At 67.1% G+C, this 20,711-nt stretch carries 18 protein-coding genes; 11 read left to right on the top strand and 7 right to left on the bottom strand.

Annotated elements, in window-relative coordinates; all coding sequences use genetic code 11:
* Positions 1-1,143: 1,143 nt before the first annotated feature.
* The gene (locus HAV18_RS04160) at positions 1,144-2,535 is read left to right on the top strand and encodes a sigma-54 dependent transcriptional regulator (RefSeq protein WP_166953105.1); all 1,392 of its coding nucleotides are present in this window, start codon (positions 1,144-1,146) and stop codon (positions 2,533-2,535) included.
* A 45-nt stretch (positions 2,536-2,580) separates the two neighbouring features.
* Here HAV18_RS04160 and HAV18_RS04155 read toward each other — a convergent pair whose 3' ends face one another.
* The 6 genes from HAV18_RS04155 to HAV18_RS04130 form a co-directional block, all read right to left on the bottom strand.
* The gene (locus HAV18_RS04155; protein WP_166953103.1) at positions 2,581-5,064 is read right to left on the bottom strand and encodes a glycoside hydrolase family 2 protein; all 2,484 of its coding nucleotides are present in this window, start codon (positions 5,062-5,064) and stop codon (positions 2,581-2,583) included.
* Positions 5,061-6,119: a DUF1839 family protein gene (locus HAV18_RS04150; protein WP_166953101.1), complete on the bottom strand. Its 1,059-nt coding sequence runs from the start codon at positions 6,117-6,119 to the stop codon at positions 5,061-5,063. Before HAV18_RS04150 ends, HAV18_RS04155 begins: the two co-directional genes overlap by 4 nt.
* Positions 6,116-7,108 carry an amino acid--[acyl-carrier-protein] ligase gene (locus HAV18_RS04145; protein ID WP_166953099.1) on the bottom strand — a complete coding sequence of 331 codons (993 nt, stop codon included), beginning with the start codon at positions 7,106-7,108 and terminating at the stop codon, positions 6,116-6,118. The genes HAV18_RS04150 and HAV18_RS04145 overlap by 4 nt, the downstream gene beginning before the upstream one ends.
* Positions 7,105-8,301: an acyl-CoA dehydrogenase family protein gene (locus HAV18_RS04140; RefSeq protein ID WP_166953097.1), complete on the bottom strand. Its 1,197-nt coding sequence runs from the start codon at positions 8,299-8,301 to the stop codon at positions 7,105-7,107. Before HAV18_RS04140 ends, HAV18_RS04145 begins: the two co-directional genes overlap by 4 nt.
* Positions 8,298-8,549, bottom strand: coding sequence for an acyl carrier protein (locus HAV18_RS04135; protein WP_166953095.1), 252 nt, complete (start codon positions 8,547-8,549; stop codon positions 8,298-8,300). Before HAV18_RS04135 ends, HAV18_RS04140 begins: the two co-directional genes overlap by 4 nt.
* A 171-nt stretch (positions 8,550-8,720) precedes the next feature.
* Positions 8,721-9,503 carry a Crp/Fnr family transcriptional regulator gene (locus HAV18_RS04130; protein ID WP_347814727.1) on the bottom strand — a complete coding sequence of 261 codons (783 nt, stop codon included), beginning with the start codon at positions 9,501-9,503 and terminating at the stop codon, positions 8,721-8,723.
* Between the two features lie 922 nt (positions 9,504-10,425).
* On the opposite strand from HAV18_RS04130, the gene HAV18_RS04125 reads away from it, so the two are divergent.
* Complete coding sequence (locus HAV18_RS04125; protein ID WP_166953093.1) at positions 10,426-11,208, top strand: Crp/Fnr family transcriptional regulator; 783 nt, start codon at positions 10,426-10,428, stop codon at positions 11,206-11,208.
* 2 nt (positions 11,209-11,210) lie between these two features.
* Complete coding sequence (locus tag HAV18_RS04120) at positions 11,211-12,626, top strand: undecaprenyl-phosphate glucose phosphotransferase (protein WP_243771534.1); 1,416 nt, start codon at positions 11,211-11,213, stop codon at positions 12,624-12,626.
* A gap of 41 nt (positions 12,627-12,667) precedes the next feature.
* On the opposite strand, the gene HAV18_RS04115 is transcribed toward HAV18_RS04120, so the two are convergent.
* Positions 12,668-13,591, bottom strand: coding sequence for a LysR family transcriptional regulator (locus HAV18_RS04115; RefSeq protein WP_166953091.1), 924 nt, complete (start codon positions 13,589-13,591; stop codon positions 12,668-12,670).
* 213 nt (positions 13,592-13,804) lie between these two features.
* Here HAV18_RS04115 and HAV18_RS04110 point away from each other — a divergent pair, with 213 nt between their 5' ends.
* The 8 genes from HAV18_RS04110 to HAV18_RS04075 all read left to right on the top strand — a co-directional run bounded on the left by HAV18_RS04110 (position 13,805) and on the right by HAV18_RS04075 (position 20,575).
* Positions 13,805-14,467 carry an amino acid ABC transporter permease gene (locus HAV18_RS04110; RefSeq protein ID WP_166953089.1) on the top strand — a complete coding sequence of 221 codons (663 nt, stop codon included), beginning with the start codon at positions 13,805-13,807 and terminating at the stop codon, positions 14,465-14,467.
* Complete coding sequence (locus HAV18_RS04105; RefSeq protein WP_166953087.1) at positions 14,464-15,225, top strand: amino acid ABC transporter ATP-binding protein; 762 nt, start codon at positions 14,464-14,466, stop codon at positions 15,223-15,225. The genes HAV18_RS04110 and HAV18_RS04105 overlap by 4 nt, the downstream gene beginning before the upstream one ends.
* 44 nt (positions 15,226-15,269) lie before the next feature.
* Positions 15,270-16,583 (top strand): aspartate aminotransferase family protein, encoded by a 1,314-nt coding sequence (locus HAV18_RS04100; protein WP_166953085.1) that lies wholly within the window; start codon positions 15,270-15,272, stop codon positions 16,581-16,583.
* 11 nt (positions 16,584-16,594) lie between these two features.
* Complete coding sequence (locus tag HAV18_RS04095) at positions 16,595-17,275, top strand: CoA transferase subunit A (protein WP_166953083.1); 681 nt, start codon at positions 16,595-16,597, stop codon at positions 17,273-17,275.
* Positions 17,250-17,912, top strand: coding sequence for a 3-oxoacid CoA-transferase subunit B (locus HAV18_RS04090; RefSeq protein ID WP_166953081.1), 663 nt, complete (start codon positions 17,250-17,252; stop codon positions 17,910-17,912). The genes HAV18_RS04095 and HAV18_RS04090 overlap by 26 nt, the downstream gene beginning before the upstream one ends.
* Positions 17,909-19,108 carry an acetyl-CoA C-acyltransferase gene (locus tag HAV18_RS04085; protein ID WP_166953079.1) on the top strand — a complete coding sequence of 400 codons (1,200 nt, stop codon included), beginning with the start codon at positions 17,909-17,911 and terminating at the stop codon, positions 19,106-19,108. Before HAV18_RS04090 ends, HAV18_RS04085 begins: the two co-directional genes overlap by 4 nt.
* A 68-nt stretch (positions 19,109-19,176) precedes the next feature.
* Positions 19,177-19,950, top strand: a complete 774-nt coding sequence (locus HAV18_RS04080; protein WP_243771533.1) for a transporter substrate-binding domain-containing protein — start codon at positions 19,177-19,179, stop codon at positions 19,948-19,950.
* 232 nt (positions 19,951-20,182) lie between these two features.
* Entirely contained in the window at positions 20,183-20,575 is a 393-nt protein-coding gene (locus HAV18_RS04075; protein ID WP_166953077.1) for a TraR/DksA family transcriptional regulator, read from the top strand.
* Positions 20,576-20,711 lie beyond the last annotated feature (136 nt).

The raw sequence follows: 20,711 nt of genomic DNA, 5'->3' as shown, positions 1-20,711 counted from the left end.
TGCAAGCGTTCACGACGGGCCGATCGTGCATGGTGGTGCCCGGCATGCACTCATGCCCGCGCTCGGCGGCATCGCGCAGGCCGACCGTGTGGAGCCTCGTCGAATTCCTTCAGGATCGGGTGTGCCCGCGCGGGGCACCCGTTCTTCATCCGCATGCCGTTGTTTGCACGCATGTGCTACCGCGGCGATCTGCTGTCGTCGCCGCATGCGCCCAGGCTGTGTTGCCTGGCCGATTGCGACAGCGAGCCGCCCGCATCCGTGCCGACGAAACGCCGCACACAGGCGCGACGTGACTGCGCGCCGCGTACCGTGCCGCCATGCTGCACTGCGGGAGACGACGGTCGGCACAATCGATTTCACGCGTGGCCACGACGATTCACCGAAGAACGATCGGCGCGAGCGGAACGCGTTTCGCCACGCCTTGGCACCGCGAAACGCGACGCACGATGCGGTGCGGTTGATTACGGCATGTAACGGAAGCGCGGGGGACGAGCAGGCCGTGCGCCGTCGCGATACGATGCGGCCATCCGGCGGCGCGCGCGATTATGCGGCGAGTGGAATGCGGTACCGGCCTTTCCCGGGGATTTCGATGGAAATCTTGCGCAATCGACTCCCCCCATCTCGCGGAAAAGTAGTATTTGCCACTGATTGACTGGAATGCTCATAGATAATCAAATCTCAGTGGTCAAACGCGTGTGGTGCGGGGCGACCGGTCGCGTAACCGGCTGATTCAGGATTATCTTTTGGTAACAAGACCATCTCGAAACGGGGTGTAAATTCAGGAGCGGATGAAATGCGGCGGTCATTCCGGAAGCGGGTTGGCGGCCATCCGGTTCAGCATCGGGCGCAACTGTCGTGTACGACGTGACGCACATGCCGACGGCATTCCCGTCTGCCGACGCGCTCCGCCTCGATGGCGGGTCGCTTCAAAGCGGGAACGTCGTGGCTTCCGCAGCCGCGCGTTCCCTTCGAGTTCGATGACAACGAGGCCGGATGACATCCGGCTCGACCTCCGGGGGCTCTCGCCGTGTGCAGTCTCGATCTTCGCCAAAGCTGCGGAAACGCAGCGCGGAAAGGCGGCCATGCGCCGCCGGCCGCAGCGCACGCGAACGGTTCGCGGAGTGGAGAAAGTGATGGTTCGTTATGAATATGCCAATAACGCGCGATAAGAGCGCCGGCGCGGGGAGCGGTAACGGGCAGCGTCCGCTGATTTACTGGACGCAGTCGCCGTCCGTCATGTTGCGAAAGGAACTGGCGCGACGCGACTGGAAAGTGTCGGTCGTCGCGCAGGCGAGCGAGCTGCGCGACACGTCCGGCGAAATCACCTGCGGCATCCTCGACCTGAGCGGCGGCCATGCCGACGCGATCGGCAGCATCGCGTCGACCTGCGCGTCGATGCGCGACGTCGTCTGGGTCGCACTCGTCGACGTCGGCCAGACCGCTTCGCCGAACGTGCGCGCGCTCTTGCGCGACTATTGCTTCGATTACGTCACGCTGCCCGCGTCGCACCAGCGGATCGCCGATACGGTCGGCCATGCGTACGGCATGGAATGCCTGTTCGCACGCGACCGCGAACGGCTCGAATCGGAAGAGAAAGGCATCGTCGGCACCTGCAGCGCGATGCTGCGGCTGTTCGATACGGTGCGGCGCTTCGCGCGCACGGATGCGCCGGTGTTCGTGTTCGGCGAAACGGGGACCGGCAAGGAGTTGACGGCCGTCGCGATCCATCGCCATTCGGAGCGTCGCAACGGCCCGTTCGTCGCGGTCAACTGCGGTGCCATTCCGCCACATCTGCTGCAATCCGAACTGTTCGGCTATGAGCGCGGCGCGTTCACCGGTGCGAACGCGCGCAAGATCGGCTATGTCGAAGCGGCGAACGGCGGCACGCTGCTGCTCGACGAGATCGGCGACCTGCCGCACGAGAGCCAGGCGAGCCTGCTGCGTTTTCTGCAAGAGCGCTCGATCCATCGTCTTGGCGGCAGCGATCCGGTGCCGGTCGATGTCCGGATCGTGTCGGCGACGCACGTCGACCTGCGCGACGCGATGGAGGAAGGGCGTTTTCGGCCGGACCTGTTCCACCGTCTGTGCGTGATGCGCATCGACCAGCCGCCGCTGCGCGCGCGCGGCAAGGATATCGAACTGCTCGCGCATCACATGCTCGAACGCTTTCGAGGCGACGCGCGCCATCGCGTCCGCGGTTTCTCGACGGATGCGATCACGGCACTGTACAAGCACGACTGGCCCGGCAATGTCCGCGAACTGATCAACCGCGTGCGCCGCGCGGTCGTGATGACGGAAGGGCGCCTGATTACCGCGCAGGATCTCGAACTCGAATACTGTCTCGACGCCGCGTCACCGTCGGTGGCCGACATCCGCAAGTCGATCGAGCGCGAGGCAATCGAAACCGCGCTGCTGCGCACGCGCGGGCGCGTCGCGGCTTCGGCACGCGAGCTCGGCGTGTCGCGTGCGACGCTGTATCGCTGGATGGAGGCATACGGGATCGAGCGGCCGCGCGGGACGGGCTCGTCCGACTGAGATTCGACTGGGGCGCTCGCGGCTTGTGCGGCCGCGAGCGTCACGTCAACCGGCCTGCGTTGCGCGTACCGTGCGCGCTGCGTTTACCGCCCGGATTTCCACGGCCGGCGGCCCATCCGCCGCAGCCCCATTCTTTCCTGCCATTTCCAGCGGAACGAGCGCGACGCGCGCCGGCGTGCCGGGTGCGAGATGGAACCAGTCGTCGCGCGGCACGAAGCCCGGCGCATCGATCTGCACGTGGCGCGCGACGTGTCGTGTGTCGATGTCCACGTGCCACGTGTCGCCGGTGCGCGACACACACGCCTCCAGCCCGAGTTCGCGGCGTGCCAGCACGGCCGGATGCGTGCGGGACGGGAAATGGAACGCCTGCGACAGCAGCGTGCCGTCGTCGGTGCGCAGCGTTGCGACGACGGTGTCGTGTTCGCAGGGCCCGAAGCGGTACGCGTAGGTCCAGTCGAAGAAGCGGCCGAGCAGCTCGGCCGAGCCGATCCGCACCGTGTCGTGCGCCGCGATCCGTATCGGGCAGCCCGCGCGCGCGACCGGCGTGCGGCCGTCGCGCAGTGCGACCAGCTCGAGTGCCGCCGACAGCGGCGCGGGGCGCTCGTTGACGACATGCACGTCGAGCCCGTTCAAGCCTTCGTCGACGAGCAACACCTGCACGGGCTGCAGGACCTGGCGCAGCGCATGCCACGCCGATTTCGGCCGGTGCGCGGCGTCGATCACCCCCCAGCCGGCGCCCGGCATCACGTCCTGGAACTGCCAGACGAGCGCGCCGGCGCAGCGCGAGCCGGTGCGCCGCCATTCGGAAAACGTTTCGCGCATCACGTCGGCGATCACCGCGCGCGACAGCTCGAAGTAGCGGGCCGGATCTTCGCGCCGCAGCCGGTCGGGCGCGACGTCGTACAGCGTTTGCAGATAGTGGTCGCGAATGTCCTCGAAATCCCATGACGTGCCGGGGTCGCGCGGCACGGCGGCTTTCCAGCGCGGCTCGTGCACGCCGGGCCAGCCGAGCCCGGCGAGCGTCGCGTCGCACGGCACGTTCGAGAATGCGAGGCATTCGCTCGCGAAGCGCACGTCCGCGCGGCGCGCGTCTTCGAGCGGGCGCAGGTACGCACCGACGCCGTAATAGTGCGACACGCGTTCGCGCGGCGCGAACGGCAGCACGCCGCCGTCGGGCGAGTCGGGTACATACGGGACGTCGGGCCGGCAGGCGGCCGCATGGCCGGCCAGCCGGTCGGCGGTCAGCTCGAGAAAGCGCTGCTTCGGCCCGAGCCCGGACATCGCGGCCTGTTGCGCGATCTCGCTGCCGCCGCACAGTACGGCGAGCGACGGCGATGCGCGGTGACGCGACAGGAACTGCCGGGCTTCGCGATCGACGTTGTCAGCGAACCCGGGATCGTCGAGCGCATAGTCGAAGTTCGCGAACATGAAATCCTGCCAGACCAGCAGCCCGAGCCGGTCGCACCAGGCGTGAAAGGCGTCGGCCTCGTAGGTCATCGTGCCGCCGACGCGGATCATGTTGAAGCCGGCGTCGCGCGCGAGCCCGAGCAGGCGGGCGTAGGTGGCGTCGTCCGCGTGCAGCGCGAGCGGCGCGGCGCTGCTCCAGCACGCGCCGCGTGCGAACACGGGCACGCCGTTGATGCGCAGCCCGAAGCCCTTGCCGTCGGCGCCGGGGTCGACTTCGATCGTACGGAAGCCCGTCGCGCCGAGCGGTCGCCGCTCGTCGCCGATATGCAGCGCAACGTCGTACAGCACCGGCTCGCCGTGCGTATGCGGCCACCAGCGGCACACGTTGGGCACTGCGACGCTTGCGCGCAGGCGGTCGGGGCCGGCACGTTCGAGCGTGGCATGGTGCTGGCCGCACGACAGCCGTGCCGCGAGGGCGTCGGGCAGCGGTGCGGCGAACGTCAGGTCCGCGTCGAGCCAGCCCGTGTCGCCTTCGATGCGCGCGTGCAGGTCGCAATCGACGAGAACGGGCCCGTCGGCCGGATCGAGCACGTCCACGGGCCGCCAAGGGCCGGTCGGCACATACGGCGGAAACCAGCCCGGCATGTGCCCGAACAGCGACGTGCGGATCGTGCGCAGTGCCGCAGGCTCGGCGAGGCGCGTGCGCCAGCGCGCGCGGCGCGGCGCGCGCGCCTCGCGCAGGTGCGGGGCGAGCGCACGGAAACAGAGGGTCAGCCGGTGCGACCCGTCGAGCGACACGGGCACATCGTGCGCGACGAACATGCTGTCGGAACGGAGGATCGGCGTATCGTCGAGCCACGCTTGCGCGAGCGTGGCGAGGCCGTGAAAACGCAGCACGCGCGGGCCGCGTCCGCGCAGTTCGATCCGGTACCAGTGGTCGCGCTCGTCGAGCGATTCGGCTTCGTCGAGCCGGCCGGCGAGCGCGAGCGACTGCGCAACGGTGCCGGGCACGGTCGCCGGAATCCAGCCGCCGCCGGCGGCCGGGAGGTCGCGCGGTTCCCGTGCGGCCCCCGCGGCTGTCGCCAGCATCGACCAGGCGGGCCGCGCACGCGTGCGCGTCACCGCATGACCGGCACGGGTGCCGCAGTGTCGCTGCGCGCGGGCGTGATGTGCCGCAGCGGCAAGCCGATCTGCCGCGCGCACGCGACCACATCCGCGTAGGCGGCCTCGATCGCTTCGAGCGTCGAGTCGCCGCGTTCCTCCTTGCCGCGTGCACAGGCGCGCGCGAGCCGGAATTCCAGCACCATCGCTTCGGACGCGATGCGGTCGCACGCGGCGCGGATCTCGGCGAACGGCCCGACGCAGCCGCTGGCCTGCAGCCAGCGCGCGTAATGGCCGAACAGCTCGAAATTCGCGCCGAGCTGCCGCACCGAGTTGAACGAGTACGCATGGAAGTGCTCGAGCGGCGACTCGGCGAGCGTGCGCGCGTCGGTCTGCAGCTGGCGCCGGAACGCGGCGATCGGGTCGACGACCGGCAGGCGGCGCAGATGGCGCTGCAGCGCGGCGAGCGACGTTTCGCACAGCGCGCGCTCGTCGAGCGGCGCAAACCGCCGCTTCGCGCATTCGACATAGGGGGGCAGCGTCATCGGCGAGCTGCCGCCGACGAGCCCGTTGTAGTCGAAATCCTCGGCCACGTAATAGCCGCTGTTGTGGAAGTAGCCGATCTGGCGTTTCGTGCGGTCGATCGCATCGATGCCGATCGTCGTCTTCGTGTGCTGCGTGCGGTAGCTGCTGCCGCGTGTATCGGGCAGGAACCACGCGTCGACCTCGACGATCATCAGGTGGCCGCGCGCGACCTGCGTCTCGATGTGCTGGTCGAGCGGTTCGTAGATCGAGTGCTCCTGCACGACGATGCCGTACAGCCGCTCCAGTTCGTCGTGCGGAAACTTGAAGAACGTGAACTGGTCGCCCTCGAAATCGAGTGCGATCGTAAACGGTAGCGCCGCGTACGGATTGAAGCCCCACCACCGGAGCACTTCGAGCCACATGTCGACGTAGCAGTTGGTCTGCTTCCAGACCATCTCCTGGCTGTGCAGCGGATGCGGCCGGTAGTGGCGCGCGCGGTGGCGCACATCCTCGAACGACGCGTCTTCGCCGTCGCGGGACACGAATCTCATCGCGTGCCCCACAGCACGTCGCGGACTTCACGCGGCCATGCTTCGATGTCGAAGCCGTGGTGGCGGAACAGGGCGAGCGTGAGCCGTTCGAGGCCGAAGCCGACGCAGCCCGTGTGCGCGACGTCGTCCGTCGCGGTGCGGATGTTCCACAGCAACCCGAAATGGTCCATGTGGTAGTTGAAGCTCAGGCAGGCGGTCTGGCGATCGTCGTGCTCGATCGGGATCAGCAGCTCGAATTTCAGGTTCTGCTCGCGCTGGCTGTTCGCGACGATCTTGCCGCCGCGCCCGAAGAACGGGTCGTTCGCGAGATCGATCGCGTTGGGCAGGCGCAGTGCCTCGATCATCCGCGTGCCGCGTTCGATCCAGGTTTCGCGGAACGCGACGATCTGCTCGGGCGTGCCGATCCGCACATACTCGCGCATCCGGAACAGCTGCATCCGGGTCGGATCGAGCGACGGCTCGTGGCGGAAGCAGTACGAGAATACGTCGACGATCCGGCCGTCGGCCGGCAGCGCGCCCGCGCGTGCCACGACCGGGTAGACGGGGTAGCACGCGGCCGGCGTCATCACGACGTAGGTCGGCTTCTGGCTTTCCGTCCAGTCGTCGCCGCGATCGAGGCACTGCAGCACGCGCTGGTGCCGCTGTTCGTCGCCGCAGAACGCATGCACGCTGCCCGCGAGCTGCGGGAAGCTCTTCATGTATTCGCTGCGCTCGAATTCGAGGCGGCTCATGGCCGGCGGGAAGCGAAGAACTTCGGCCTGCTGGTCGGCGCCGATGCGCGTAACGAACGCGTCGAGCGCTTCCACGACGCGCTCGAACCGTTCGCTGCGGCCGAACAGGCCCTGGATGCCGGTCGAGACCAGCAGGCCCGCGTCGATCAGTTCGTCGCGCAGCGGATTGACGCCCGCGCGGTCGAACGGTGCGTCGGCGGGAGCGGAGGCGGCGGAGGCTGCGGAGGCTGCGGAGGGCACGGCAAGTCGATCGTTCACGAATGTTTCTCCAGCGTCGCAGGACGCAGCGCGAGCAGCAGGTTCGAGGTGTTGGCGGCAATGCGGTCGTTGCTGATCATCAGCGGCGCCGCATGCAGGTCGCGAATGTGGCGGCCGATGCTGAACGGCGTGCCTTGCTTGTAGCCGGCCATCCCGCAGATCATCATGGCCTCGTGCGCGACTTCCAGCGCGGTCGTCGACACGTAGGTCTTCAGCGTGTTGATCTCGGCGGCCCAGGCCATGCCGGCCGACCACGAGCGCGCCGTCGCATTCGCATGGAGACGCAGCACGTTGTCGACGCGGGCCTGCATCGCCTGCATCAGCGCGAGCGATTCGGCGATGCGCCTCGACGCGGGCGACGGCGCACCGTCGGTTTGACGTGCCTGCGCGCGGAAGAACTGGTGCGCGCGATGGAACGCGTCGCCGGCCACGCCGATCCATACCGCAGCCCACAGGATGTGCGATACCGGCACCATCGTTTCCTCGGCGATCTTCGCGAACGGTACCGGCAGGCACTGGACGGCGGCGCCTTGCGCGTCGAGCTCGAAACCGTTGCTGCAGGTGCCGCGCATCCCGAGCGTGTCCCATTCGCCGCGGCGCGTGAGCGTGTAGCCGTCGCGCAGCAGCGTGACGAGTACCTGCTCGGAGGCCGGGGCGTCCGCATCGCGTCGCGCGGTCGCGAGGATGCCGTCCGCATAGTCGCCGTACGAGATCGTCGGCGCGGATTTACGCAGCCGGAATTCGCCGCCGTCGGTTTCGAGCGCGCACTGGCTCGCGCGCAGGTTGCCGCCGACGCCGTTTTCCGACGTCGCCGATGCGAGCAGCCACTGGTGGCGCACGAGTTGCTGCAGGAACAGCTTGTGCCAGCCCTGGTCGAGCGCGTGGTTGACGATGCAGGCGACCTGGATCTGGTGCATCGCGAACACCATGGCCGACGACGCGCAGGCCTGGCCGAGAATCGAGCAGGCCGACGCGACGTCCTCCAGCGACGCGCCAGCGCCGCCAAGGTGGGTCGGCACCATCGCGCCGAGCAGGCGGCGCGCGCGCATCGCCTCGATCGCCTCGACGGGGCAGCGCGCGTCGCGGTCGACCGCGTCCGCGTGCTGCGCGGCGATCTGTGCGACGGCATGCGCGGCCTCGTCGAGCCGACGCGAATCGCTGTCGGTCGCGAGTTCGGGAAGCAGCGCGCTCATGCGGAATGCTCGGTGCGTTGCAGCGTGGCGATCGTGTCCGCGAGCGCGTCGACGCTGCGGAACAGGTTGCGGTTCAGCATCTCGTCGGGAATCTCGATGTTGAATTGCTTCTCGATCGCGAGCATCAGCTGGATCGTGTCGAGCGACGAAAGGCCCGCTTGGTAGAGGTCGTCCCCGTCGCCGATCGAATCGATCGCGGCTTCGAGATGGGCGACGTGCTTCAGGATGGTTCTGATTTCGTTTTTCACGTGCTGCTCCGGCGTGCGTGGTGTCGTCCGCTCGGGCAGACGCGCGATACGCGCTGACGTCCCCCCGGCAGTCCGGCATCAGTAGACCATTGGCAGACACGGCGTTCTGTTCGCCACCCTACAAACAGCTGACCCGGCGCACCGAAGTGCCGCGCCGGGCGGGCAGGCCGGTCAGGCGCGCGAAGCGGCCGGCACACCCGAGTCGGCCGACAGGATGCGCTTCATCTCGTCACGCACGATCGTGCGGCAGCCGCACGACATTTTTTCGAGACCGTCGAGGTCGGCGAGTTCGATCGAGCTCCGGTATTGCCGGATCAGGCCCAGCTTCTGGATTTCGCCGGCGGCATCGGTGACCGTTTCGCGCCGCACGCCGAGCATCTGCGCCAGCATGCTGTGTGTCACCTGGATCTCGATGCTGCGGGTCCGGTCATACGCGAGCAGGAACCATCGGCATAACTGATGTTTGAGCACGTGATGACGGCTGCAGAACGTGATCTGCGAGACCTGCGCCATCAGCAGCCGTACGCAGACGAACACGAGATGGCGAATCACCGGCGACGCGTCGAACGCGGCGGCGAACACGCGGCGGTCGAGCCGGTACACGAAACCGTCGCGGCAGGCGACGGCCCGGCAGGGCATCCGGCCGCTGCCGCTGATCACGTCGTCGCACACCACGCTCTCGCTGCCGATCTCCGCGACTTCCAGCGTCATGCCGCCGGACGACACGTATTGCAGCGAAATCGCGGTCGTGACGGGCAGGTAGACCGCCGCGAGCATTTCGCCGGGCTCGCAGAGCACTTGCCCCGATTTCAGGTGGACGAGTTGAAGGTGGGGGGCGAACGTCGCGAGGTCGTCGCGGTCGATGGCCGCAAGAAACCGGTTCGCATCGAAGCTGTGGGAAAGCTCGATCATGCCGTTCGCGTACACGACGGCGTCAGGGGCCTGGTGAGTCACGGCGCATCCTCGTAGGGTGGCGGTCGCGCGTCGTATCGGCAATACCCCGAAAATGGGGAATTCGCACGATCGTGCGGACTTGTGTTCGTCAAAAATGGAGTGACGATACTGGCGAAAAGGCTAGCACGCCATTGATTTGGATCAATTGCATATTGCGTCATTTCACAAAGTTTGACGATTTTGGCCGGATGAAAACGTCATCCGTATTTAATGATTCATTTCGACGGAATTAATCATCCGGAGACGGAATGGCACAGCGATCATTCATTCGGTGTCGGCCGGGAATGAATCGAGCGGTGGTGGGAACCGTTTGGAGAAAGTGCCTGGCGGGCATTGAACATTATTTGACAAATAAATGGTGCTCGCAAAAATATCTATAAAAATCAAATGGATGCGTATGAAGTGTGCGCTGGGTGACAAAGTGGAAAATTAGTGTCTCGATTCAAATTTGAGACAGTTTCAAACAACCGTGTGAGGCGTGGCACTGGAGCGGGGTGCTGTCCGGCACATCACCGAAACAATTGAAAATCGACTGTAAGTATATGAGCGACAAGCCTCGCAGCACCGCTGCGACTGACTTGGTTCGATGCGGGGGAAATGATCAGTCAAATGGCGTGCAGTGTCCATCGTCCGGAAGAGTGTCCGGAAATGAGACGCTTTTTTTGTTTTTTCACCGGTTATTCGGGTGATCTAAATCCGTCGTGATTCATATATTAAGGATGGGCATGTATTGGCACGTAAATCGCTTATTCGGGCTGGCGTGTCGAAACGGGACGACCGACTCAATCCGGCGGTGGCAAGCCGAGGGCAGTCGGAATCAGGGTTGTGGGCCGCAACCACTGCCAACGTCCGGGCGCGCATCGCGATAACGAGTTCCGTGCACGCGGCTGCAGGCGGCGCGGACAATAAAAGGGATACAGACATGCTTCATCTTCACTCGAGCTACTCGGCGAATGCCATCCTCGATGCCCTCCCCGAGGACAGCATCCGCACCATCGCACCGCATCTCGAACTCGTCAGGATCAAGGCCGGGATGCTCGACCGGGTCGGCGAGCCGACGCGCCACGTGCATTTCCCGACGACGTCGATGATGTCGGTGCAGCACCTGATGGAGGACGGTGCGATGGTCGAGGTAGCGCAGGTCGGCCGCGAAGGAGTGGTCGGGCTGGCGACGCTGGTGGGTGGCGCCGCCGCGTCGCACCGGGTCGAGGTCCGCATCGGCGGGATGGCCTATCGCGTGCCGAGCTGCGTGATGCGCGCCGAATTCGAGCGATCGCCGGCGACCTACCGGCTGCTGCTCAACTACTGCCAGGCGGCGATGGCGCAGATCTCGCGCAGCGCGCTGTGCAACCGGCATCACTCGGTCAGCGAGCAGTTGAGCCGCTGGCTGCTGCTCGCGCACGACCGCATCGACGGCGACGAACTGGCCGTCACGCAGCAGACGATCGCGAACATGCTCGGCGTGCGGCGCGAAGGCGTGACGGAAGCGGCGGGCAACCTGCAGGAAGCCGGGCTGATCCGGCAGCGCCGCGGCCGCATCACGGTGCTCGACCGCGACGGCCTCGAACATCACGCGTGTGAATGCTACGACCTGATTCGCGCCGACTATCGCAGGCTGCTCGGCACGCGCGGGACGGCAAGGCCGGCGCCGGTTCGTCCCCGCCTGCCGGAGGGGCGCCGCGGGTTCCCGGCACATGGTGCGTGACGATGCAGTCGAGGGCCGGTGGAACGAATGCGATGCGGCGTGCCGCGATCGCAGCGACCGACGTCGTGCTCGTGCTGGCAGGCGCGCTCGCGGCGCAGGCGGCGTCGGGCCTCGCGTGGCGCGCGCTGTCCGACGCGCAGCGCGGCGCGATCGCGCTGCTGTGCGTGCTGACCGTGGCATTGCTGCCGCGCTACCTGCGCACCGTGCGTGGCAGCGTGGCGCCGCAAGGCGGCACGCATGCGCTGACGCAGACGATGGTGGCGCTCGTCTGCGCGAGTGTGCTGACGGTGGCCGCCGCGATGTGGATCATGAACCGCGGCGGCACGATCACGACACGCTGGATCGTGCGCACGGTGCTGGCCGGCGACGCCGCGCTGCTGCTCGGCCGTGCCGCGCTGCTGGCGCTTGCGCTGACGCGTGACGACCCGCGCGCGCGGCAGCGCCGCGTCGCGGTGGTCGGCGCAACCGCGTACGGGCGTGTCGCGGTCGAGCGGATGCAGTTGGACCCGCAGGGCCCTTTCGTGGCGGCGTGCGTATTCGACGACGACGCACAGGCTGCCGCCGGCGGCATCGGCGGCGTGCCGGTGATCGACGACTGGAACGCGTTGCGCGACCTGATTCGCGGCGGCGGGATCGACGAGGTATGGCTCACGCTGCCGATGTCGCACGAGTGGCGGATCCAGCGCATCGTCCGCGAGTTGCGCGACGAGTTCGTGGAGTTGCGGTTGTTGCCCGACGTGCGGCAGATGGCGATGGTCGATCGCTCGGCGACCGACGTGCTCGGCATGCCGGCGATCAATCTCGCGACCACGCCGCGCTCGGCGCCGGAGCTGTGGGCGAAGTTCGCGTTCGACCGGCTGTTCGCATTCGGTGTGCTGATTCCGTTGCTGCCGCTGCTGTCGATGCTGGCGATCGCGGTCAAGCTGTCGTCGCCGGGGCCCGTGCTGTTCAGGCAGCGCCGCAAGGGCGTCGACGGGCGCGAGTTCGACATCCTGAAGTTCCGGACGATGCGCGTGCATCGCGCACAGCCGGGTGTCGTGCGGCAGGCGTCGCGCAACGATTCGCGCATCACGCGCGTCGGCGCGTTCCTGCGGCGCACGTCGCTCGACGAGCTGCCGCAATTCTTCAACGTGCTGTTCGGGCAGATGTCGGTCGTCGGCCCGCGTCCGCATGCGATCGAACACGACGACCTGTACCGGCAACTGATCGACTGCTACATGTACCGCTACCGCGTGCGGCCCGGCATCACCGGATGGGCACAGGTGAACGGCTATCGCGGCGAGACGCGCAAGGTCGAGTCGATGGAGGCGCGTGTCAAGTTCGACCTGTTCTACATGCAGAACTGGAGCTTCTGGTTCGACATGAAGATCATCCTGCTGACGGTCGTGCGAGGCTTTATCGGCCGGAATGCGTTCTGAGGTCGCGCGGGGCGGCCAACGCGGCGGCGGCCAGCCCCGCGTCAGCGCACCACGAACGCATCGGGATACGCGGAGTTTTCCGCCGTATCCCGCACGCACGCCTGCGCGATATCGAGCACGTCGCGCACGGCCGGATTGTTCTTCAGCGCATGCTGGTGAACGAGATAGAAATTGAACCACTGGCTCGAATCGAACGGGCGCGCCACCAGCTCGCGGTTCGCGCACAGGTCGGCGGCGGTCAGCGCATTGAGCAGGCTCACGCCGTCGGTCAGCCGGATCACTTCGCCGAGCGAGCTCATGCTCACGCGCAACTCGTAGCCGAGCCGCCGGCGGTCGCTCGAGTCGTCGTAGATCAGGTGGTCGGACTGGATCGGCTTGATGTACTGCTGATCGGCGAGATCGTCGTACGTCAGCAGCTTGCGCGCGGCGAGCCGGTTCTTGCGCGTCAGTAGCGCGACCATCTTCGCGCCGAACACAGGCACGAAGATCAGGCCCGGCTCATGGATCTCGTACGACACGATCGCGAGATCGAGGCGGCCGCCTTCCACATCCGATATGAGCCGCCCGCTCGCGGCGACGTCGAGCGCGACGCCCGTGCCGCTGTGCGACTGCGCATATTGCTGCGCGAGCCGCGGCCCGAACCGGTGACACAGCCCCGGTGCGCAGCCGATGCGCAGCGACGCGACACCGCTGTCCTGCAACAGCGAAATTTCCTCTTCGATACGATTCAGCCGGTCGAGCAGCTGCACGGCCTCGTCGAGCATGTAGCGGCCTGCCGGCGAGATCTGCAGGCGCTGGTTCTCGCGCGCGAACAGCCGGATGCGCAGGCTGTCCTCCAGCCTCGCGAGCGCATGGCTGACGGCCGACTGCGTGATGCCGAGCTGAACCGCCGCCTGTCGCGTGGAGCCGGCCGTGGCGATCGCATGGAAGATTTCGATGTCGCGCAGGCTGAAGTCGCTCCGCATGTTCGCTCCGGTCAATCAATTGATTAAAAAAGATCATATATTGACCGAAAAATAATTCAAAGCGAGACTTCGATCCAGTCAAACAACAGGCCGATTCCTTCTGCTGCAATGGCTTCCGGGCCGTCGGCAGATGATGAATCAAATCGGTCACTCATCATACGGAGACACCCTCAGTGCCGTTGCGCCGCCGCGCAGCGCGCTGGCCGCCATGCCATGTTCGATTTCCATCTCGTCTTCAAGTACCTGCCGATGCTGTTCGAAGCGGCGGCCGTCACGGTGGAGCTGACGCTGCTCGCGACCGTATTCGGCCTGGCCATCGGCCTCGGCGCCGCACTCGGCAGGTTGTCGCGCCATCGCGTGCTGCGCGACGCCACCAGCGCCTATATCTGGCTGATCCGCTCGACGCCGCTGCTCGTCCAGCTGTTCATCATCTACTTCGGGTTGCCGCAGTTCGGGCTCGAACTGTCGCCGTTCACGTCCGGCGTGATCGGTCTCGCGCTCAACGTCGGCGCCTACAACGCGGAGACGATCCGCGCCGGCATCCTCGCGATTCCGTACGGGCAGGTCGAAGCGTCCCGGTCGCTGGGCTTCGGCGCCGCGCGCACGATGCGGCTCGTCGTGCTGCCGCAGGCACTCAGGCTCATCGTGCCGCCGCTCGGCAACAACCTGATCATTCTCACCAAGGACACGTCGCTCGTGTCGACGATCACGCTCGCGGAGCTGTTCATGCGCACGCAGCAACTGGTCGGCGCGACCTTCAAGCCATTCGAACTCTACTTTGCATGCGCGATGATCTATGCATTGCTGACCACCGGGACGAGCCTGGTGCTGCGCCAGCTCGAACGGCGCCTGATCCTGAAGGGAGGCCGGGCATGAACGGAACCCAGCCGCAGATCGTCCTGCGCGATATCCACAAGACCTACGGGGCGCTGGAAGTGCTGAAGGGCATTTCGCTCGACGTCCGCAAAGGCGAGGTGGTCGTGCTGATCGGCCCGAGCGGATCGGGAAAGAGCACGCTGCTGCGCTGCGTGAACCACCTGGAGACGCCGACGCGCGGCGAGGTGAGGGTGCTCGGCAGCCTCGTCAACGATCCGGGCCGCGGGCATCGGGCCCAGGAGCGTTACCTGAATGCGATGCGGATGAAGGTCGGCATGGTGTTCCAGCACTTCAACCTGTTTCCGCACCTGACCGTGCTCGACAACCTGACGCTCGCGCCGATGCAGTTGCTCGGCATGACGGCATCGCAGGCGCGGGACGAAGCGCGGGAACTGCTCGACAAGGTCGGCGTGCTCGACAAGCAGGACGTCTATCCCGGCAATCTGTCCGGCGGGCAGAAGCAGCGTGTCGCGATTGCGCGGGCACTGGCGCTCAAGCCCGACGCGATGCTGTTCGACGAACCGACGTCGGCCCTCGACCCGGAGATGGTCGGCGGCGTGCTGGCCGTCATGGAGCGGCTGGCGAAGGCCGGCATGACGATGATGGTCGTCACGCACGAGATGCGGTTCGCGGAACGCGTGGCCGATCGCGTCGTCTTCATGGCCGACGGCCGGGTTGTCGAGGACGGCTGTCCGACCGAGATCTTTCATCGGCCTTCGCACGAACGGACCCAGGCGTTCCTCGCCGATATCCGCTAACCGCGCGCTACCGAATCACCTTACGCAATCAGAAAAGGACGTCAATGAGCGACCATCTCTTTTACCAGTCCGCCGTGCAGTTGCCGACCGTCGCGCGCGCCGAAGGCATCTACGCGTGGGATACGGACGGCAAGCGTCACATCGACGCGTGTTCCGGCGCCATCGTGGCCCAGCTGGGCCACGGTCATCCGGCGATCCGCGACGCGATGCTCGCGCAACTCGACAAGGTCGCGTTCGCGTATCGGACGCAGTTCGAGAACCAGCCTGCCGTGGACCTCGCGGAGAAGCTCGTCGAGCTCGCGGGCGGCCGCTTCGATCGCGTGTTTTTCTCGAGCGGCGGCTCGGAATCGGTCGAATCGGCATTGAAGCTCGCGCGCCAGCACTGGGTGTGCCGCGGTGAGCCGGAGCGCAGCGTGTTCATCGCGCGCCAGCCGTCCTATCACGGCTCGACGATGGGTGCGCTCGCGATGACGAGCTACACGCCGCTCACGCGGCCGTTCGAGCCGATGATCCAGCTTTATCCGAAGGTGGCTTCGCCGACGCAGTATCGCGTGCCGCCCGGCAAGAGCGCGGAGCAGCATGCGCTCGATTGCGCGGACGAACTCGACGCGGCGATTCGCGAAGTCGGTGCCGGGCGGGTGGCCGCGTTCGTCGCGGAGCCGATCGGCGGCGCGAGCACGGGCGCCGAGGTGCCGCACGACGCGTATTTCGCGCGCATCCGCGAGATCTGCTCGCGCCATGGAATCCTGCTGATCCTCGACGAAGTGATGACGGGCATCGGCCGCACGGGGCGCTGGTTCGGTTTCCAGCACTGGAATGTCGAGGCCGACATCCTGTGCGTGGCGAAGGGGCTCGGCGCCGGTTACTACCCGACGTCCGCGATCGTGACGCGGGCCGGGCTGACCGACCCGATCCTCGCATCGGGCGGGTTCCAGCACGGCTATACCTACGCGGGCAATCCGCTCGCGAGCGCGACGGCGCTGGCCGTGATCGACGTGATCGAACGCGAGGGGCTGGTCGAGCATGCGGCCGAGACGGGCGACTATCTGCGCGGCCTGCTCGACAGCCTGGCGACCCGGCACGACTTCATCGGCGACGTGCGCGGGCGCGGCTTCCTGCTCGCGCTCGAGTATGTCGCGGAGCGCGACACGAAAACCCCGTTCGATCCGGCGCTCCGGTTCGGCGAGCAGGTGACGCGCGCCGCACGCGAGCAGGGGGTGATCGTCTATCCGCGCAAATCGCTGATGGGGGAAACCGGCGATCACACGCTGATCGCGCCGCCGCTGATCACGACCCGCGCGCAATGCGACGAGATCGTCGAACGGCTCGACCTCGCGTTCCGGACGATCGGGCGATGACGGGGCAACGCATGGACAAACGCATGCAGCTCGCCGACGCGGTCGCGCCGATTCCGGATGGCGCATCGATCATGGTCGGCGGTTTTGGTTCGCCGGGCACGCCGTTTTCGCTGCTGGCCGAGTTGCAACGGCAGGGCAAGCGCGACCTGACGATCATCAAGAACGATGCGAACCAGGACAACTACGGCGTGTCGAGGCTGATCGAGGCCGGTGTCGTGAGCCGGCTGCTGACGACGCATCTCGGCCTGAGCGGCCCCGCGCGGCGCGCTTACCTGTCCGGCGCACTGCAGATCGAATTCTTTTCGCAGGGGTTGTTCGCCGAACGGATCCGCTGCGCGGGCGTCGGCTTGCCGGGCATCGTGACCGATATCGAGTTGCCGCCGGAGCTGGGCGTCACGCGCGAAACGATTTCGGTCGACGGCCGGACGCTGTTTTTCGAACGCGCGCTGCGGGCCGATTTCGCGCTGCTTCGCGCGGATCGCGCGGATGCCTGCGGGAATCTCCGCTATCGCGGCGCGGCACGCAATTTCTCGCCGCTGATGGCGATGGCCGCGGATCGGGTGCTGGTCGAGGCGCGCGTCGTCGACGCGACGCCGATCGCGCCCGACGACATCCATACGCCGGGCATCCACGTGCATGGCCTGATCCAGATCGACGGAGACACCGATGAATACCAGCCCATCCAGCGCTGACCCGCGCCACGTGATCGCGCGCCGGGCCGCGCGCGAAGTGGCGCGCGGGCAACTGATCAATCTCGGCATCGGCCTGCCGACGCTGATTCCCACGTATCTCGACGATCCGTCGGCCGCCTGGATCCACTCGGAGAACGGCATCGTCGGGGTCGGCGCGCTCGCGCATGCCGCCGATCTCGACCGCGATCTGATCGACGCCGGCGGCGGTTATGTGTCGGTCGTGCCGGGCGGCGCGATCGTGGATAGCGCCGAATCGTTCGGCATGATCCGGCGTGGGCTGGTCGACATCACGTTCCTGGGGGCATTGCAGGTGTCGGCGCACGGCGATCTCGCGAACTGGCTCGTGCCGGGCAGCCTCGTGGCAGGCATCGGCGGCGGCGCGGAACTCGCGCAGAAGGCGGGGCGCGTGATCGTGACGATGCCGCACACCGACAAGAACGGCCGACCGAAGATCGTCGAGCGATGCACGCTGCCGCTCACGGCCCGCCGCCGCGTCGCGATGATCGTCACCGAACACGCGGTGTTCCGGTGTGCGGCGCATGGACTGACGCTGGTGGAGCGGCTCGGTTCGCTGAGCGTCGCCGAGATCCGCAACCTGACCGAAGCCGATTTCACGGTCGACAAGGAGGCCGCATGACAGGCACCGATCGCGACGCATGGATCGTCGGTTATGCGCGCACGCCGATCGGGCGTGCATTTCGCGGCGCGTTCAACGATACGACGTCGCCGACGCTTGCCGGGCTTTCGCTGCGTGCCGCGGTGGCGCGCAGCGGTCTCGATCCCGAACGGATCGACGACGTGATGCTCGGCTGCGCGTTGCCGGAAGGGACGCAGTACTACAACATCGGGCGGCTTGCGGCACTGGCGGCCGGCCTGCCCGTCGGCGTGCCGGGCATGACCGTCGACCGGCAATGCGCGTCGGGGCTGATGTCGGTCGCACTGGCGTCGGCGCGGATCTCGGGCGGCGAAGCCGATGCGATCCTGGCGGGCGGTGTCGAATCGATCAGCCTCGTGCAGAACGCGCACATGAATCGCCATCGCCAGCAGGACGAGCAGTTGCTCGCGCAGCACGCTGACGCCTACATGCCGATGGTCGAGACGGCCGACGTGGTCGCGAGCCGTTATCGCGTTTCGCGTCGCGCGCAGGACGACTACGCGGCGCTCAGCCAGCAACGTGCCGCGCACGCGGCGCAAGCGGGGTGGCTGCGCGACGAAATCGTCGCGGTCGACGTGCGCAAGCTCGAACGCGACAAGGCAAGCGGCGAGAGCATCGCACGCATGCTGCGCGTGAGCGAAGACGAATGCGGGCGTCCGGGGACGACCGGCGACGCGCTGGCGGCGCTCGATGCCGTGCGCGACGGCGGCACCGTGACGGCCGGCAATGCGTGCGCGCTCGCGGACGGATCGGCCGCATGCGCGGTCGTCTCCGGCGCCATGTTGCGCACGCTCGACACGCCGCCGCTCGGACGCCTGGTCGCGTGCGCGGTGGCCGGCTGCCGGCCCGACGAAATGGGCGTCGGCCCCGTGCCTGCCGTGCGCAAGCTGCTTGCGCGCACGGGCCTGTCGGCCGCCGACATCGGCCTGTGGGAACTCAACGAGGCCTTCGCGTCGCAGGTCGTGCATTGCGTCGACACGCTCGGCTTGTCGTACGAGGTCGTCAACGTCAATGGCGGCAGCATCGCGCTCGGCCATCCGTACGGCATGACGGGCACGCGCATGGTCGGTCACGCGTTGCTCGAAGGGGCGCGGCGCGGCGTGCGCCACGTCGTCGTCACGATGTGCATCGGCGGCGGGCAGGGGGCCGCCGCGCTGTTCGAAGTCGCGCGGCGTTAGGCGCCGTGTGATGCCACGTCGAGCGCATCGACGCGTTCGATTCACGATCAGGATCCTGGAGACTGGAGATGACTTTGCTGCAACGAATGACGATGGTCGCCTGCGCGGCGCTCATCGGCGCCGCGAGTGTCGCGGCACGCGCCGACGATCTGGACAAGGTCCGGCAGACCGGCAACCTGACGTTCGCGCTGACCGGCAAGTATCCGCCGTTCAGCTTCATCGACGAGTCGGGCAAGCTGACCGGCTTCGACGTCGATATCGGCACCCGCGTCGCGGGCCGGCTCGGCGCGAAGCCCGTGCCGGTCATGACGGCGTGGGACGGCATCGTCGGCGGGTTGCTGGCCGGCAAGTACGATGCCGTCATCGGCAGCCTGGCGATGACCGACGAACGCCTGAAGGCCGTGGATTTCACGCAGTCCTACTATCGTTCGGGCGCGCAACTGTTTGTGCCGAAGGGCAGCAGCGTGCAGGACATTGCGCAGTTGAAGGGCAAGGTGGTCGGCGTCACGCTCGGGGAAACCTACGAGGCATGGTTGCGCAAGAACCGGCCCGACGTGCAGGTGAAAACCTACAAGGGGCTGCCCGATATCCTGATCGACATGCAGAACCGCCGTATCGAGGGATTCGTCACGGACCGCATCGCAGGCATCCTGACGATTCGGGACAAGCATGTCGATGCGAAGCCGGCAGGGCCGCTGCTGTATCCGGAGAAGATGGGGATCGCGGTGCGCAAGGATAGCCCGAAGCTGCGCGACGCGATCAACGCGGCACTCGACACGATGCTCAAGGACGGCGAGTACGGCGCGATCAGCAAGCAGTGGCTCGGCGAGGACGTGCGCTGATTGCCGTCCCCGATTTCGCGTCCGTCCCCGCTTTTTGCGACGCAGTGCAGCGCTGATTCCGGTCAACACACGCGTGCTCAATGGGTTTATCCTGCGTCGAATGCGTCCGGTGCTACGTGTATCCGGGCGCACATCCGGACACGGCGGCGGCGGTGACGCCTGCCCGCCGCGCACCGGCGCGACACCGCGCGCCGCAATTTCCCGCGCGGAACCCGGAACAGGAGAGACGGCCATGGCGCTCGACCAACAACAACGGCAGACGCTGAAACAGCGGCTGAACGAGAGCGAGCAGACGTTACGTGCGGAGATCCGTACGAGCGAAGACCAGCGCGCGTCGGAATCCTATGCAGACCTCGCCGGCGCGGCGCCGGACGAGGGCGACGAGGCGAATGCGGACCTGTTCGTCGACGTCGATCATGCGTTGATCGGCATGAAGCTCACCGAACTGCGCGCGGTCGGCCGCGCGCAGCAGCGGATGCGCGACGGCAGCTACGGCGAATGCATCGACTGTGACGGTTCGGTCGGCTACGAGCGCCTGCTGGCGCGTCCGGCCGCCGAACGGTGCACGCATTGCCAGTCGATCTACGAGCGGCACTACGCCACGACGCCGCGCGCCACCCTCTGACGTCGCGGCCGCAACGGCGCTGCACGCGACGCACGGCCGGCGTACGATGACACGCGGGCGCCCGGCGGCGTCAGCATGCGGCGCCGGGCGGGCAGACACCGTCGCGCACGCGCGCGGCGCCGTCCACGTGGAAGGG

It is taken from the genome of Burkholderia sp. D-99, from assembly GCF_011605345.1.
GTDB lineage: Bacteria > Pseudomonadota > Gammaproteobacteria > Burkholderiales > Burkholderiaceae > Burkholderia.
The sequence above is the reverse complement of the archived record's forward strand: the minus strand, read 5'-3'. Positions and strand labels throughout refer to the sequence as shown.

Excerpts from the sequence above, each read along its gene's own strand:
- HAV18_RS04160 (WP_166953105.1), top strand. The coding sequence starts at position 1,144 with ATGAATATGCCAATAACGCGCGATAAGAGCGCCGGCGCGGGGAGCGGT.
- HAV18_RS04150 (WP_166953101.1), bottom strand. The coding sequence starts at position 6,119 with ATGAGATTCGTGTCCCGCGACGGCGAAGACGCGTCGTTCGAGGATGTG.
- HAV18_RS04140 (WP_166953097.1), bottom strand. The coding sequence starts at position 8,301 with ATGAGCGCGCTGCTTCCCGAACTCGCGACCGACAGCGATTCGCGTCGG.
- HAV18_RS04125 (WP_166953093.1), top strand. The coding sequence starts at position 10,426 with ATGCTTCATCTTCACTCGAGCTACTCGGCGAATGCCATCCTCGATGCC.
- HAV18_RS04120 (WP_243771534.1), top strand. The coding sequence starts at position 11,211 with ATGCAGTCGAGGGCCGGTGGAACGAATGCGATGCGGCGTGCCGCGATC.
- HAV18_RS04115 (WP_166953091.1), bottom strand. The coding sequence starts at position 13,591 with ATGCGGAGCGACTTCAGCCTGCGCGACATCGAAATCTTCCATGCGATC.
- HAV18_RS04110 (WP_166953089.1), top strand. The coding sequence starts at position 13,805 with ATGTTCGATTTCCATCTCGTCTTCAAGTACCTGCCGATGCTGTTCGAA.
- HAV18_RS04105 (WP_166953087.1), top strand. The coding sequence starts at position 14,464 with ATGAACGGAACCCAGCCGCAGATCGTCCTGCGCGATATCCACAAGACC.
- HAV18_RS04100 (WP_166953085.1), top strand. The coding sequence starts at position 15,270 with ATGAGCGACCATCTCTTTTACCAGTCCGCCGTGCAGTTGCCGACCGTC.
- HAV18_RS04095 (WP_166953083.1), top strand. The coding sequence starts at position 16,595 with ATGGACAAACGCATGCAGCTCGCCGACGCGGTCGCGCCGATTCCGGAT.
- HAV18_RS04090 (WP_166953081.1), top strand. The coding sequence starts at position 17,250 with ATGAATACCAGCCCATCCAGCGCTGACCCGCGCCACGTGATCGCGCGC.
- HAV18_RS04085 (WP_166953079.1), top strand. The coding sequence starts at position 17,909 with ATGACAGGCACCGATCGCGACGCATGGATCGTCGGTTATGCGCGCACG.
- HAV18_RS04080 (WP_243771533.1), top strand. The coding sequence starts at position 19,177 with ATGACTTTGCTGCAACGAATGACGATGGTCGCCTGCGCGGCGCTCATC.
- HAV18_RS04075 (WP_166953077.1), top strand. The coding sequence starts at position 20,183 with ATGGCGCTCGACCAACAACAACGGCAGACGCTGAAACAGCGGCTGAAC.